Genomic DNA, 14,864 nt, shown 5'->3' with positions numbered 1-14,864 from the left:
CAATAGTTGGCATAGGTTATGCGTATGCCTTGGGTGCACGTGCAGCATGCACGGCTGCCGAAGGAACGAGCTTTCGTAACTTGCAGGCACGTGAAGTCAACTAAATCACTCCTAGGGGATACACCATGAAGAAGCAGCAAGGCTTTACCCTGATCGAACTGATGATCGTCATCGCGATCCTCGGCATCCTCGTCGCCATCGCTCTGCCGGCCTACCAGGACTACACCGTCCGCGCCAAGGTCTCGGAAGCCATCGCTCAGTCGGCTCCGGCCAAGCTGGCGGTTGCTGAAACCTCGGCCGCCCTGGGCGTGAAGGCCAACACCCTGACCGGCGACGCCACCGGCTTCAAGTTCGAAGCGAACAGCACCAAGTACGTCGCCTCGATCGAAATCGCCAATGGCGTGATCACCGTGACCCCGCGCGACACCGGCGCCAAGGTCAACCCGGTCATCAAGTGGACCCCGACCCAGGCTAACGCTACCGACCCGATCACCTGGGCTTGCACCACCGGCGACACCAACGCTTACAAGTACGTCCCGGCTGAATGCCGCAAGGCTGCTTCGACCTAATAAGGTCAGCACTCTTAGCGACACGAAAGAGCCCCGGTTTCCGGGGCTCTTTTTTTGTGCCGCTTACAACCGGGATTTCGCGCTTCAAAAAGCGGTTAGCTCCGACTCGCTACAACCAGAATTTTTCGGCACATCTATTGCCGGTATTGATCCACATAACAAGCGCGACGGATCAGCAATAAATGACCCCTATCCAAGTTGGCATACGGCATGCGTTGACCTATGCACAGACTGATCGGCCCTCGGCCCAAGTCTGTCACCCATACGCCCATCGCCAACACCAAGGGATTCTCATGAAAAAGCAGCAAGGCTTTACCCTAATCGAACTGATGATCGTCATCGCGATCCTCGGCATCCTCGTCGCCATCGCCTTGCCGGCGTATCAGGACTACACCGTCCGCGCCAAGGTCTCGGAAGCCATCGCCCAGGCGGCTCCGGCCAAACTGGCGCTGGCGGAGTCGTCGGCCGCGCTCGGTAAAAAAGCCAGTGAATTGACTCAAGAAGAAACCGGCTTCTCTTTCACCAAGAACGCCACGAAGTACGTCGAATCGATCGAGATCAAGGAAGGCAAGATCATCATCACGCCGAACCAGACCGCTACCGGCGCCAGCACCAACCCGGTCATCACCTGGACGGCGAATCAGTCCAACGCCACCGACCCGATCACCTGGAGCTGCACGACTGGCGACTCGAAGGCCTATAAGTTCGTGCCGGCGGAATGCCGCAAGGCCGTGTCCACCAAGTAACAGGCCGCCGCGCGCTAATCGATAGCGAACAAGGACCGGCAAAGAACCCCGGATTTCCGGGGTTCTTTGCATTTGATCAATGCGAGAATCCAAGCCTCTACCGAGGTCTGCTGCTGATAGGATCGCTCAAAACAGGGCGCGTCGACGGCACGCCCCCGTCTCCGCCGCAATGGCACTGCAACGCATCCACCCAAAAGGCGCAAGGCGCAATGCCGTCATCGTTCGCATATCAATCCAACTCCGGCAGCAAGTTACAACCGGCCGCGCCAGCGATCGCGGCGTCCATGGCCATCGCCGCCATCATCAGCTTCACCTTCCTGTTCGCCGGCTTCGCCCAGTTCGACGACGTCACCTACGCATGGGCCACCCGGCGCCTCAGCGAAGGCGCGGTGCTGCATCGGGACCTGGTCTGGGCCCATCCGGGCTACGCTCAAGTGTTGGACGTTTGGTTCGGCAAATACCTGATCGCCGACATCGGTCGCTTCCGCTGGCATCTGCCGGTACTGGCCGCACTGACCGCAGGCTCGGCAGCCTACTTGCTACGCGCGAAAGGCTTTGCGATTCAATGCATCGCGGCCGCAGCGATTGCAGGCCTCGGCTTCGCTCAATTCTCCACCCCCAGTTCCAGTTGGTTCGCAGTGACTTTCGCCGCGGTCTCCGCGGCATTGGCCTGGGCGGCGGCGGGAACCAGCCGACCGTCTCGGGCGCAGATGCTGGCGTTCGCCTCGGGCAGTTTGGCGGCGCTGTCGTTCGGCTCGCGCACCATCAACGGCGTAGCCGCAGTCGCCGTGCTGCTGATGCTGCTGGCGCAAACGAGCAGAACCGGCGAACAAACCCGACGAACACCTTGGCTGCCGCTGGGCGCCTGCGCGGTGTTGTTGATGGTGTGTGCGATCGTGGTTTATTCGATCAATGAGACCACCAAGCTGTACCTGGCAGCGCCCTTGCTGGTGGCCACGCTGGGCTCCTGCCTTACCGTGTGGCGAAATCGCAATGAGTTCGCGTCGCGGCTGTATTTGTGCTCCGGACTGGGGTGGGTGGCGGGAATAGCGCCGCTGGTGCTTTGGTGGCTCCACGACGGAGTGTTGATGAAGGCGTTCGCCGACATCACGACCTTCGCCTCAAGCTACAACCAGTGGCAGAGCGCGCGCGCGGCCAACATCGAGGACTTGCTGTCGACATCGCTGGAAATCGTCAACTACCGCCATGGTATCAATCCGGCCAACGCGCTCAATCTGCTGTGGCTGCTGATCGCGGCGCTGACCCCGGCGCTGCTGATCGTCATGGGGAGGCGGGAAAAATTCTCCGATCCGATGTGGCTGCTGGCCGCTTCGATGCTGTTCGGAATCTTCTCTTACCCCGGACTGCTGTACTTCCCCTACACGACCCCGTTCCTGATCTGCGCGTTCCTGGCCTGGAGCCGAAACAGGCAAACCGTCTTCGCTGGCTCATTGGTTCTGGCGCTGGTCGCAGGAGCGCTATTTGTCAGCCCTCGCGGTCTGTACCCGGGCAGCAGCGGCGAGTCACTGGTCGGCGGCCGACTCGATGCGGCGCGCTGCGACCTACCCAAGTGCTCCGTGTACGCACACAAGCCAGAGCTCGACAACCTGAAGTACGAATACAGCCAGCTCGCCAGCCATGTACCGGCAGGCCGACCTTTGGCGGTGCTCCCCACCATTTCGATTCTCGGATTCTTCCTGCCCAATCCCAGCCCCTGGCACCTGCCCAAGATAGACCGCTGGACTCCACCACGAGAAGTCGAGCGCTTTCAGCGGGAGTTCGAACGGCAGGGCAACGCGGTCATCGCAACCCGTCGGGACCAGTACGGCGAGGCAGCACCCGTGGTATCCCGCTACTGCGTGGCCGGGTCGACTGCCGAGTGGGTCTTTCTGACCACCTGCGACGCCACCAGAAGGTGCCAAGCGTCCACAACCGTGCGTTGGGATGCCGCAGTCGGCCAATCAGTGATTGCCGACTCATTTTGTGCCCGCCCCCCCCGGCTCTAAGGCCTACCGCGATGCTGTAAAGTGGCCTGTGGGGAAGTTGGGTATCGTGGGGCAATCCAAATGTCGACAGCCAATCTGGTAGGCATCACGGGCATCGCTCGACGCCTGGTTCTTGATGGTGCCCTGGAGGAGACCAAGGCGCGCGAAGCCATGTCCGCGGCGTCCAACGAGCGCAAGCCGTTGGCGGCGTATCTGGCCGAAGCGCGACTGGTCACGGCGCCCCAGTTGGCCGCCGCCAACTCGATCGAGTTCGGCGTGCCGCTGTTCGACCCCACCGCGATGGACCCCAGTCAGGCCGCGGTGCGGGTCATCAGCGAAGAGTTGATGCGCAAGCACAACGCGTTGCCGCTGTACAAACGCGGCAACAAGATCTTCATCGCCCTGGCCGACCCGACCAATACCGCCGCGCTGGATGAGATCAAGTTCCAGACCAATACCGCCGTCGAGGCGATCCTGGTCGACGAAGAAACCATCCGCCGCACCCTGGATCGCTGGCTGGAAAGCTCCGACGCGCTCGGCGCCGCGGTCGGCGACGGCGAAGGGCTCGACAATCTGGAAATCGGCAAGGACGACGACCTGTCCAACGCCGGCGGCGATTCGGGCATCGACGCCAAGACCGACGACACCCCGGTCGTCAAATTCGTCAACAAGGTGCTGATCGACGCGATCCGCCGCGGCGCCTCGGACATCCATTTCGAACCTTACGAAACCGACTACCGCGTGCGCCTGCGCATCGACGGCCTGCTCAAGCAGGTCGCCAAGGTGCCCAACAAGCTGCACGCCCGCATCGCCGCGCGCCTGAAGGTGATGGCGCAGCTCGACATCGCCGAGAAGCGCGTGCCGCAGGACGGACGCATCAAGCTCAATCTGTCCAAGACCAAGCAGATCGACTTCCGTATGAGCACCTTGCCGACGCTGTTCGGCGAGAAGATCGTGCTGCGTATCCTCGACGGCAGCGCGGCCAAGCTCGGCATCGAAAAGCTCGGTTACGAGGACGATCAGAAAGAGCTGTTCGTCAACGCGGTGGTCAAGCCCTACGGCATGGTGCTGGTGACCGGCCCCACCGGTTCGGGTAAAACCGTGTCGTTGTATACCGCGCTCAATATCCTCAACGACGACCAGCGCAACATCTCCACGGTCGAAGACCCGGTCGAAATCCGCGTACCCGGCATCAACCAGGTACAGATGAACGTCAAGCGCGGCATGACCTTCGCCGCGGCCTTGCGCAGCTTCCTGCGTCAAGATCCGGACGTGATCATGGTCGGCGAAATCCGCGACCTGGAAACCGCCGAAATCGCCATCAAGGCCGCGCAAACCGGCCACATGGTGCTGTCGACCCTGCACACCAACGACGCGCCGCAGACCATCGCGCGCCTGATGAACATGGGGGTGGCGCCGTACAACATCACCTCCTCGGTGACGCTGGTGATCGCACAGCGATTGGCGCGCCGGCTGCACGACTGCAAGCGCGAAGTGCACCTGCCCGAGCATGCGCTGCTGGCCGAAGGATTCAGCCACGAAGAAATCGCCGCCGGGCTCAAGATTTACGAACCCGAAGGCTGCCCCGACTGCACGGAAGGGTACAAGGGGCGTACCGGCATCTATCAGGTCATGCCCATGACCGAAGAAATCCAGGCCATCGTTCTCGAAGGCGGCAACGCGATGCAGATCGCCGCTGCCGCCCAGAAGTCGGGCGTGCGCGACCTGCGCCGCTCCGCGCTGGTCAAGGTAATGAATGGCGTTACCAGCCTGGCCGAAATCAACCGCGTAACCAAGGACTAAGCCCATGTCCGCGACCCGATCCGCTACTCGCGCCGCCACCAAATCCCCCGCCGTCCGCCGCGAAAATCCCCTGGACCTGTTCGTCTGGCAGGGCACCGACAAGCGCGGCATCAAGATGAAAGGCGAGCAGTCGGCGAAGAACGCCAACCTGCTGCGCGCCGAACTTCGCCGCCAGGGCATCACGCCCACGGTGGTCAAGCCCAAGCCCAAGCCGCTGTTCGGCGGCGCCGGCAAGCGCATCACGCCGCGCGATATCGCGGTGTTCAGCCGCCAGATCGCGACTATGATGAAGTCCGGCGTGCCGATCGTGACCGCGCTGGAGATCATCGGCGAGGGTCAAAAGAACCCCAAGATGAAGACCCTGTTGAACGCGGTCCGGACCGACCTGGAAAGCGGTCTGTCCATGCACGAATCGCTCAGCCGGCACCCGGTTCAGTTCGATGAGCTGTACCGCAACCTGGTCCGCGCCGGCGAATCGGCCGGTGTGCTCGAGGTCGTGCTCGACACCATCGCGACCTACAAAGAGAACATCGAAACCCTCAAGGGCAAGATCAAGAAGGCGCTGTTCTATCCGGCCACGGTCATCGCGGTGGCGATCCTGGTCAGCGCGATCCTGCTGATCTTCGTGGTGCCGCAGTTCCAGGAGACCTTCAAGAGCTTCGGCGCGGATTTGCCGGCGTTCACCCTGATGGTGATCGGCATGAGCGATTTCATGATCAGTTGGTGGTGGGCCCTGCTGCTCGCCGCGATCGGCGCCGGCGTCGCGTTCGTGATGGCCAAGAACCGCTCGGTCGGTTTCGCTCACTTCCTGGACCGGATGATCCTCAAGCTTCCGATCGTCGGCCAGATCCTGCACAACGCCGCCATCGCCCGCTTCGCGCGCACCCTGGCGATCACCTTCCGCGCCGGCGTGCCGCTGGTCGAGGCGCTGGACACGGTGGCCGGCGCGACCGGCAACATCGTGTACGAAAAGGCCGTCATGCGGATCAAGGACGACGTCTCGGTCGGTTATCAGGTCAATATGGCGATGAAGCAGGTCAACCTGTTTCCGCACATGGTCGTTCAGATGACCGCCATCGGCGAAGAAGCCGGCGCGCTGGACACCATGCTGATCAAGGTCGCCGAATTCTACGAGCAGGAAGTCAACAACGCGGTCGACGCGCTGTCGAGCCTGTTGGAGCCGCTGATCATGATCATCCTCGGCGTGATCGTCGGCGGCATGGTCATCGCCATGTATCTTCCGATCTTCAAGCTGGCTGCAGCGATCTGATCGGCGAAGTATCCTGCGCACATGGCATTTCTAGATCAAAACCCCGGCCTCGGGTATCCGCTCGCGGCCGGCTTGGGACTGCTGCTCGGCAGCTTCTACAACGTGGTCATCCTGCGCCTGCCCAAGCGGCTGGAGTGGGAGTGGAAGAAGGACGCCCGCGAGGCGCTGGAGCTGCCGGAAATCTACGATCCGCCGCCGCCGGGGATCGCGGTCGAGCGCTCGCATTGCCCGCACTGCAAGCATCAGCTGTCCTGGTTCGAGAACATCCCGGTCGTGAGCTACGCGTTCCTGGGCGGAAAGTGCCGGCACTGCAAGGCGCCGATCTCGATCCAGTACCCGGCCGTCGAGCTGCTGACGATGCTGCTGATGCTGGCCTGCGTGGCCCGGTTCGGCTTCGGCTGGCAGGGGTTCGGGGCGATGGTGTTCACCAGCTTCCTGATCATCCTGTCCGGCATCGACCTGCGCACCCAGTACCTGCCCGATGCGCTGACCCTGCCGCTGATGTGGCTGGGCATCATCGCCGCCAGCGATAACCTGTATTTCCCGGTCAAACCGGCGGTGCTCGGCGCGATCGCCGGCTTCACCTGTCTTTGGCTGGTGAACTGGATCTACAAGCAGTATCAGGTCGTGGTCAAACGCGAGAAAAACCCGCGCGAAGGCATGGGCGGCGGCGACTTCAAGCTGCTCGCGGCGATCGGCGCCTGGGTCGGGCTCAAGGGCGTGTTGCCGGTGATCCTGGTGTCCTCGCTGGTCGGCGCGGTGATCGGCTCGATCTGGCTGGCGGTCAAGGGCCGCGACATGGGCATTCCGATTCCGTTCGGCCCGTATCTGGCGATCGCCGGCTGGATCGTGTTCTTCTGGGGCGAGGCGCTGTTGCAGGCCTATCTGCGGTACTCCGGGATCGGCTGAGATGGCCGGGTTCTGCGTCGGCGTGACCGGCGGGGTGGCCTCGGGCAAGAGCGAGGTGACCCGACGCTTCCAGGCGCTCGGGGTGACCGTCGCCGACGCCGATCTGGCCGCGCGCGAGGCGGTCGCGACCGGCAGCGAAGGCCTGGCCCAGGTGGTCGCCGCGTTCGGTAGCGAAGTGCTCGATGCGCAGGGCGCGCTGGATCGCGCTGCGATGCGCCGGATCGTGTTCGGCGATGAGGCCGCCAGGCGGCGGCTGGAAGCCATCGTTCACCCGTTGGTGCGCTCGATGCTGCGCGAGCAGTGCCAGGCCGCCGCGGGCGCTTATGCGATCGCGGCGATTCCGCTGCTGGCCGAGGGCGGCGGGCGCGAGGCGTATCCGTGGCTGGATCGATGCCTGGTCGTCGACGTGCCGGTGGCGGTGCAGCAAGCGCGGGTGATGCGCCGCGACGGTATCGAAGCCGAGCTGGCGCAGCGCATGATCGCGGCCCAGGCCACGCGCGAAGCGCGGCTGGCGATCGCCGACGACATCGTCGTCAACGACGGGCCGATCGAGGCGCTGCAGGCGCAGGTCGAAGCCCTGGATCGGCGTTATCGGGCCTTGGCGGGCAGTCCGCGGGATTGAAAGCGACGGGACTCTGAGCCCGCCCCACCCCCTCCAACTCAACTCAAGCCGGCGCCCACAGGCTGCGAATCGCGGCGACGCCCTGTGCGCCATGCCGGCGCGCTTCGGCCAGATCGTCCGGGCCCAGCCCGCCGATGGCGTAGATCGGCAACGACACCGATTCGCGCAAGGCCGCGAACGCCTCCCAGCCGATGCCGAGCACGTTCGGATGACTCGGGGTCGGCTTGACCGAACCGACCACGGCGAAATCGCAGCCCAGCGCCTGCGCCGCGCGCAGTTCGTCGGCGTCGTGGCACGAGGCCGCCAGCGGCGAGCCGGCCGGCAGCGGGCGCTGGCTCAGTTCGCGCAGTTGCGCCGCGCGCAAATGCAGGCCCACGCCGAGCGACGTCGCCAGGGCGACATCGCCGTTGATCAGCACCTCGGCCTTGGCCGCGCGGCAGCGCTTGACCGCGGCCGCGGCCAGACGCGCCCAGCGCTGCGAATCGGCGGCGTCGGCCAGTTGCGGCGCGCGCAGTTGCACCCGCCGCACGCCGGCCGCCAGCGACGCCGACAGCGCGTTGAGCCAGTCCTCATCGCTGAGCCCGGGCTCGGGCGTGACCAGATAGCGGTCGGATTGCTCCAGCGCCGCCACCACCGGCCGATCGGCCGGCGGCATCGCATAGCTGGCGAGTTTGTGCGGCGGCACCCACACCAGCGCCTGCCCCTCGCGGCCGCGCGCGGTGCCGCGCCAGGCGCGGATCTGGCGCACGTCCAGGACCAGACGTTTATCGGGGTAAGCCTGCGGCACCCGGATCAATTCCGCGCCGACCTCGGCCTCGATGCCGAGCTCTTCATGCAGCTCGCGGCTCAACGCCGCCTCGGCGGATTCGCCGGGCTCGCGCTTGCCGCCGGGGAATTCCCACAGGCCGGCCAGATCGCGGCCTTCGGTGCGCCGGCTCAGCAGCACCCGGCCGCGCGCGTCGCGGATGACCCCGGCGACGACTTCCACGACCCGGGACGGCGACTGGACGCTCGGGGACCGGGAAGCACCCGCGGCGGCGGCCGCGTTGTCGGCCGGGACTGTTTCGGCGTTCGCCTTACCCATCCCGGCCGCGGATTCGCCAGCCCCGGTTTGCTCAGCCCAACTGCCCATGGCAATGCTTGTACTTCTTGCCGCTGCCGCAGGGGCAAGGATCGTTGCGGCCGACATTGGCGAAGGCTTCTTCGGACACCTGCGCGGCTTCTTCGTCGGCGCCGAAACCGCCGGCGCTGGCGTGCTGGAACTGCATCTGCCGCAGCTGCGCTTCGGCCTGGGCGCGCTCCTGGGCTTCCAGCGCGGCGATTTCTTCCTCGCTCTGGATGCGCACGCGCGCCAGGATCGTCACCACTTCGCGCTTGACCTTGTCGAGCATCTCGGAGAACAGCTCGAAGGCTTCCTTCTTGTACTCCTGCTTGGGCTGCTTCTGCGCGTAACCGCGCAGATGGATGCCCTGGCGCAGGTAGTCCATGCGCGCCAGATGTTCCTTCCAGTTCTGGTCGAGCACGTTGAGCATGATGTGCTTTTCGAGCATGCGCATGGTCTCGCCGCCCAACTGCTGCTCGCGCGCTTCGAAGTGGCCGGCGACCGCGTCCTGGACCTGCTGCGCCACGGTCTCGGCATCGAGTTCCTCGGCCTTGCCCGCGGTTTCCACCAGCGGCACCTGCACGTTGAACTCCTGCGCGATGGTGGCCTGCAGGCCCGGCAGATCCCACTGGTCGTCGACCGAATTGGCCGGAACGTAGCGCTGGACCATGTCGGCGACGACGTCGCCGCGGATGCCGCTGACGTTGTCCTGCACGCTCTCGGCTTCCAGCAACTCGTCGCGCTGGCCGTAGATGACCTTGCGCTGATCGTTGTTGACGTCGTCGAAGTCGAGCAGGTTCTTGCGGATGTCGAAGTTGTGCGCTTCGACCTTGCGCTGCGCGTTGGCGATCTGCTTGGTCACCAGCGGGCTTTCGATGATGTCGTCTTCCTTCAGACCCATCCGCGCCATCACCCGCTGCACCCAGTCGGCGGCGAAGATGCGCATCAGGTTGTCTTCCAGCGACAGATAGAAGCGCGAGGAACCCGGGTCGCCCTGGCGGCCGGCGCGGCCGCGCAGCTGATTGTCGATACGGCGCGACTCGTGCCGCTCGGTGCCGACGATGTGCAGGCCGCCGGCGGCCTTGACCGCGTCGTGGCGCTGCTGCCACTCGCCCTTCAGGCGCTTGTGGGTGAGCTCATCGACCGCTTCGCCGTTGTTCTGCGCGGCCAGTTCGGCCAACTCGGCTTCCAGCGAACCGCCGAGCACGATGTCGGTGCCGCGGCCGGCCATGTTGGTGGCGATGGTGATCGCGCCGGGACGGCCGGCCTGGGCGATGATGTTGGCTTCGCGCTCGTGCTGCTTGGCGTTGAGCACTTCGTGCGCCACGCCGGCGGCCTTGAGCTGCTGGCTGAGCATTTCCGACACTTCGATCGAGGTGGTGCCGACCAGCACCGGCTGGTTGCGCTCGTGCGCCGCCTGGATCTCGTTGAACACCGCGCGGTACTTGCCGTTGCGGTTGAGGAACACCTGGTCGGAGTGGTCCTTGCGCTGCATCGGCCGGTTGGTCGGGATCACGATCACTTCCAGGCCGTAGATGCTCTGGAACTCGTAGGCCTCGGTGTCCGCCGTACCGGTCATGCCGGACAGCTTCTTGTACATGCGGAACAGGTTCTGGAAGGTGATCGAGGCCAGCGTCTGGTTTTCGCGCTGCACCGGCACGCCTTCCTTCGCTTCGACCGCCTGATGCAGGCCGTCGGACCAGCGACGGCCCTGCAGGGTGCGGCCGGTGAATTCGTCGACGATCACCACCTCGCCGTCGCGCACGATGTAATCGACGTCGCGCTGATAGATGGCGTGCGCGCGCAGCGCGGCGTTGAGGTGATGCACGACCGAGATGTTCTGGCCGGCGTACAGCGAATCGTCTTCTTCCGAGAGGATGCCGGCCTTGCGCAGCAGATCCTCGGCGTGTTCCTGACCGGCTTCGGACAGGTGCACCGACTTGCCCTTCTCGTCGACCCAGTAATCGCCGTCGCCGTCTTCTTTTTCCTGGCGGGTCAGCGAGGGAACGACGCGGTTGACCTTGATGTACAGCTCCGGCGACTCGTCGGCCGGGCCGGAGATGATCAGCGGGGTGCGCGCTTCGTCGATCAGGATCGAGTCGACTTCGTCGACGATCGCGTAATGCAGGCCGCGCTGGAAACGGTCGTCCTTCGACAGCGCCATGTTGTCGCGCAGGTAGTCGAAGCCGAATTCGTTGTTGGTGCCGTAGGTGATGTCGGCGGCGTAGGCGGCGTGCTTGTCGGAATGCTGCATGCCCGGATAGACCACGCCGACGCTCAGGCCGAGCCAGTTGTAGAGCTTGCCCATCCACGCCGAGTCGCGCCGCGCCAGGTAGTCGTTGACGGTGACCACGTGCACGCCTTTGCCTTCCAGCGCGTTGAGGTACACCGGCAGCGTGCCGACCAGGGTCTTGCCTTCGCCGGTGCGCATCTCGGCGATCTTGCCCAGATGCAGGACCATGCCGCCGATCAGCTGGACGTCGTAGTGGCGCATGCCCAACACGCGCTTGGACGCCTCGCGGCAGACCGCGAAGGCCTCCGGCAGCAGCTTGTCCAGCGATTCGCCGGCGGCGATGCGCTGCTGCAGTTCCGGCGTCTTGGCCTGCAACTGGGCGTCGGAGAGTTTTTCCATCTCCGGCTCGAGCGCATTGATCTTGACGACCGATCGTTGCAGTTGGCGCAGCAGGCGATCGTTGCGGCTGCCGAAAACGCGGGTAAGCAAGCTGTTGAGCATGTACAGGTCCGAAAAGGTGGTCCGTGTAAAGCGAACGGGGTTGCGCAGGCGGGACGTGTTAAGAACGCGTTGCCGCCGGCAAGTTCCCCAAGAATCCATCCGACCGGCAGATCCGTCGCGACCGGCGTCCCGTTATGGGTCGCCGAAACGAAATCGGGAGCGCCGTGCGCCCCCGATCGGATCGAGCCTGGTCTTTGGCCACACCCATTCTAGCGTGGGGGGCGAGCTGAACGGTATCAAGGGGGATGTGCGCCGTTCGAATGTGGGACTTTGCCCAATTCCACGGTTTCGCAGTTAACCCCTTGGCGCTCCCGGCCCGTCGCGGCGCGGCGCGGCGGGCGTTCGACGGGCCTGCGAGCCAGTGGCCCGCAGGCAGGCCCCACTCAGCCCCGCAACGGCGACTGCTGGTTGAGGAACTTGACCGGATTGACCACCCGGCCGCTTTCCCAGACCTCGAAATGCACGTGCGCGCCGGTGGAGCGGCCGCTGGAGCCGGCCTTGGCGATCTCCTGGCCCGCGCGGACCAGCTCGCCGACCTTCATCAGCAGGCGCGAGTTGTGCGCGTAACGGGTCACGTAGCCGTTGCCGTGATCGATCTCGACCACGTTGCCGTAGCCCGAGCGCACGCCGGAATAGCTGACCACGCCGTCGGCCACGGCCAGCACCGGGTCGCCGACGTCGGCTTCGAAGTCGATGCCCTTGTGGAACGCGGCGCCGCCGTTGAACGGATCGGCGCGGCCGCCGAAGCCGGAGGTGATGTAGCTGTTGGCGATCGGCGCGCGCGAGGGCACCGCGTTCATGTCGATCTGACGGTTGAACAGCAGCGCTTCGAGCACCGAGAGCTGTTCGCCGGAGGCCTTGAACTGGCTCGCCAGCTGGTCCATGCCGGCGTTGAGCTCGGGCTTGGCCATGTCGCGGACCGGGCCGGCGCCACCGACGCCGACCGGCTTGTTGAAATCGAACTCGCCGTCCTGCAGCTGACCGATGCGGGTCAGGCGCTCGCCCAGGGCGTTGAGGCGGTTGGCCTCGGCCTGCAGCTCGCCCATGCGCGCGGCCAGGGCGTTGATCTCGCGCTGCGCGTCGCGGCGGGTGGCGGCGATCTGGCCCTGCTGTTGCGCCAGTTCGGCGCGTAGCATGCGGTTGTCGGCGATGCCGGCGCCGGCACCGACGCATACGCCGGTACCGAGCAGCAGCGCCATGACGAGCGCGGGACGGCGGGAGCCGATCCGGCCGCACTGCTGGAAGAAACCGTCCAGCCTGGCGCGCGTGTTGTTTACGATGGATTGATAGGTCATGTGTCCGATGTCTGATTACAAGCCCAAAAGGCCGCCGTCGCGCGGCCCTTCCACGCCCCGCATCGCAATGGATGCGCTGGCGGGAGCGGACCCCGCTGTCGGCAACCCGGGCGGTTCCATCGTCCGTCGCGCCTTGTGGCTCGACGAACTGGACCGTCGGTTACGCCCCTACCTTCCGCCTTCGATCGCCGCGCATGCGCGGCTGGCCAACTTCGAACGCGGCAGGCTCGTGTACGTCGTCGATGCTCCGGTGTGGCGGGCCAAACTGCGGCTCGCGGCTCCGGAACTGCTCGACGCAGCCCGATCCATCGGGCTGGATGCGGCCGAACTCGTCGTCAAGACGACGGTCCCGAACCCGGTGGCAGCACCGGTACGGAAGGCCAAACCCATGTCGGCCGCGACGCAAACAGCGCTGCAGGCCGCGCTGGCGTCGTTGAACAAGCCCGATCCTTCGGGTCCCAACGATGCCAGCTGACGCTCGGGCGGTTCGCGCTTCAGGAGGGCGAACCGGCGGGGGTCCGAGTGCCGGGTCGGGGAATCCTACTGGCCGAGCCCCCTGGGTTTGTTAAGCGTTCGGTAGCGTTCCAGAAAAGTTTCGTTAAAAAAAAGTTAAGGCGTCACGCTGCATTCACGAGTGTGATCCAGTTAACGTTCCTGACTTTTCTGGGCCGGCGTCACAGGATGCCGGGGGTTCCGCATTCAGCCGGAGGCGTCCGGCGCGGAAGGCGCACCCGCTGAGCCGGGGTGCTGGGCGATAGGCAAGCGCGCTCGCGGCGCCGGTTCGAAGCGGCCGCCGCGGTATCGGTCAGGCGGTCACCGGCTCGCCGTAAGCGACCGGCGTCGGCTCGGCGTCGCTGTAGCTCACCAGCTCCCAGGCCGAACGCTCGGCCAGCAGCGCGCGCACCAGCTTGTTGTTGAGCGCGTGGCCGGACTTGTGGCCCTCGTAGGCGCCGATGATGGCGTGGCCGGCCAGATACAGGTCGCCGACGGCGTCTAGGATCTTGTGGCGCACGAACTCATCGGCGTAGCGCAGACCGTCGTCGTTGAGCACGCGGAATTCGTCGAGCACGATCGCGTTGTCCATCGAGCCGCCCAGGCCGAGGTTGCGTTCGCGCATGTATTCCAGATCGCGCATGAAACCGAAGGTGCGGGCGCGGCTGACTTCGCGGATGTAGTTCTCGGTGGAGAACTGCACCTCGGCGCGCGATTGCGAGGCCGGGATCGCCGGGTGGTCGAAGACCACGGTGAAACCCAGGCGGAAGCCTTCGAACGGCTCGAAACGCGCGACCTTGTCGCCTTCGCGCACTTCCACCGGATGCTTGATCCGGATGAAACGCTTGGGCGCGTCCTGCTCGGCGATGCCGGCGGACTGCAGCAGGAATACGAACGGACCGGCCGAGCCGTCCATGATCGGCACTTCCGGCGCGGACAGTTCGACATAGCAATTGTCGATGCCCAGGCCGGCCATCGCCGAGAGCAGATGCTCGACCGTCATGACCTTGCCGGCGCCGTAGGTCAGGCCGGTGCACAAGGTGGTCTCGGTGACCAGATCGGCGCGCGCGGGCATTTCCACCACCGGGTCCAGATCGACGCGGCGGAACACGATGCCGGTATCCACCGGGGCCGGACGCAGGGTGAGAAAAACCTTCTCGCCGCTGTGCAGGCCCACGCCGGTGGCGCGGATCACATTCTTGAGGGTGCGCTGACGCAGCATGGTCGTGGGGACTTCCGCGAAATTCTTGTTGGGACTGAAGCTGGCTGTCCGGCCGGGCGGCCGCGTGGGCCTGCGGGGACGGAATAGCTAATGGGGACACACACGAAACCGCGCA

12 protein-coding genes are annotated in these 14,864 nt (G+C 65.1%); 8 read left to right on the top strand and 4 right to left on the bottom strand.

The genetic code is table 11. From position 1 onward, the window contains the following. Positions 1 to 125 precede the first annotated feature (125 nt). The 7 genes from V7787_RS20945 to coaE all read left to right on the top strand — a co-directional run bounded on the left by V7787_RS20945 (position 126) and on the right by coaE (position 7,904). On the top strand, positions 126 to 569 hold the full coding sequence (locus V7787_RS20945) for a pilin (protein ID WP_336089489.1): 444 nt from the start codon (positions 126 to 128) through the stop codon (positions 567 to 569). Between the two features lie 293 nt (positions 570 to 862). Beyond that, positions 863 to 1,315 (top strand): pilin, encoded by a 453-nt coding sequence (locus V7787_RS20940; RefSeq protein ID WP_336089488.1) that lies wholly within the window; start codon positions 863 to 865, stop codon positions 1,313 to 1,315. Positions 1,316 to 1,524: 209 nt separating this feature from the next. Next, a complete protein-coding gene (locus V7787_RS20935) occupies positions 1,525 to 3,321 on the top strand; it encodes a hypothetical protein (RefSeq protein ID WP_336089487.1) in 1,797 nt (598 codons plus the stop codon). 60 nt (positions 3,322 to 3,381) lie between these two features. Further along, a complete protein-coding gene (pilB, locus tag V7787_RS20930; RefSeq protein ID WP_336089486.1) occupies positions 3,382 to 5,103 on the top strand; it encodes a type IV-A pilus assembly ATPase PilB in 1,722 nt (573 codons plus the stop codon). Between the two features lie 4 nt (positions 5,104 to 5,107). Continuing rightward, the gene (locus V7787_RS20925; protein ID WP_336089485.1) at positions 5,108 to 6,373 is read left to right on the top strand and encodes a type II secretion system F family protein; all 1,266 of its coding nucleotides are present in this window, start codon (positions 5,108 to 5,110) and stop codon (positions 6,371 to 6,373) included. Between the two features lie 21 nt (positions 6,374 to 6,394). Continuing rightward, entirely contained in the window at positions 6,395 to 7,282 is an 888-nt protein-coding gene (locus V7787_RS20920; protein ID WP_336089484.1) for a prepilin peptidase, read from the top strand. Between the two features lies 1 nt (position 7,283). After that, positions 7,284 to 7,904 (top strand): dephospho-CoA kinase, encoded by a 621-nt coding sequence (gene coaE, locus V7787_RS20915; protein WP_336089483.1) that lies wholly within the window; start codon positions 7,284 to 7,286, stop codon positions 7,902 to 7,904. Positions 7,905 to 7,947: 43 nt separating this feature from the next. Here the strand turns inward: coaE and V7787_RS20910 are convergent, their stop codons facing one another. The 3 genes from V7787_RS20910 to V7787_RS20900 all read right to left on the bottom strand — a co-directional run bounded on the left by V7787_RS20910 (position 7,948) and on the right by V7787_RS20900 (position 13,035). Next, positions 7,948 to 8,892: a Nudix family hydrolase gene (locus V7787_RS20910; protein WP_336089482.1), complete on the bottom strand. Its 945-nt coding sequence runs from the start codon at positions 8,890 to 8,892 to the stop codon at positions 7,948 to 7,950. 127 nt (positions 8,893 to 9,019) lie between these two features. Continuing rightward, on the bottom strand, positions 9,020 to 11,740 hold the full coding sequence (secA, locus tag V7787_RS20905) for a preprotein translocase subunit SecA (RefSeq protein WP_336089481.1): 2,721 nt from the start codon (positions 11,738 to 11,740) through the stop codon (positions 9,020 to 9,022). A gap of 383 nt (positions 11,741 to 12,123) precedes the next feature. Beyond that, a complete protein-coding gene (locus tag V7787_RS20900) occupies positions 12,124 to 13,035 on the bottom strand; it encodes a M23 family metallopeptidase (protein ID WP_336089480.1) in 912 nt (303 codons plus the stop codon). Between the two features lie 7 nt (positions 13,036 to 13,042). Here V7787_RS20900 and V7787_RS20895 point away from each other — a divergent pair, with 7 nt between their 5' ends. Then, on the top strand, positions 13,043 to 13,510 hold the full coding sequence (locus tag V7787_RS20895; RefSeq protein ID WP_336089479.1) for a DUF721 domain-containing protein: 468 nt from the start codon (positions 13,043 to 13,045) through the stop codon (positions 13,508 to 13,510). Positions 13,511 to 13,840: 330 nt separating this feature from the next. Here V7787_RS20895 and lpxC read toward each other — a convergent pair whose 3' ends face one another. After that, positions 13,841 to 14,749 (bottom strand): UDP-3-O-acyl-N-acetylglucosamine deacetylase, encoded by a 909-nt coding sequence (lpxC, locus tag V7787_RS20890; RefSeq protein ID WP_336089477.1) that lies wholly within the window; start codon positions 14,747 to 14,749, stop codon positions 13,841 to 13,843. Between the last annotated feature and the right edge of the window lie 115 nt (positions 14,750 to 14,864).

It is taken from the genome of Pseudomonas sp. CGJS7 (assembly GCF_036961695.1).
The sequence above is the reverse complement of the archived record's forward strand: the minus strand, read 5'-3'. Positions and strand labels throughout refer to the sequence as shown.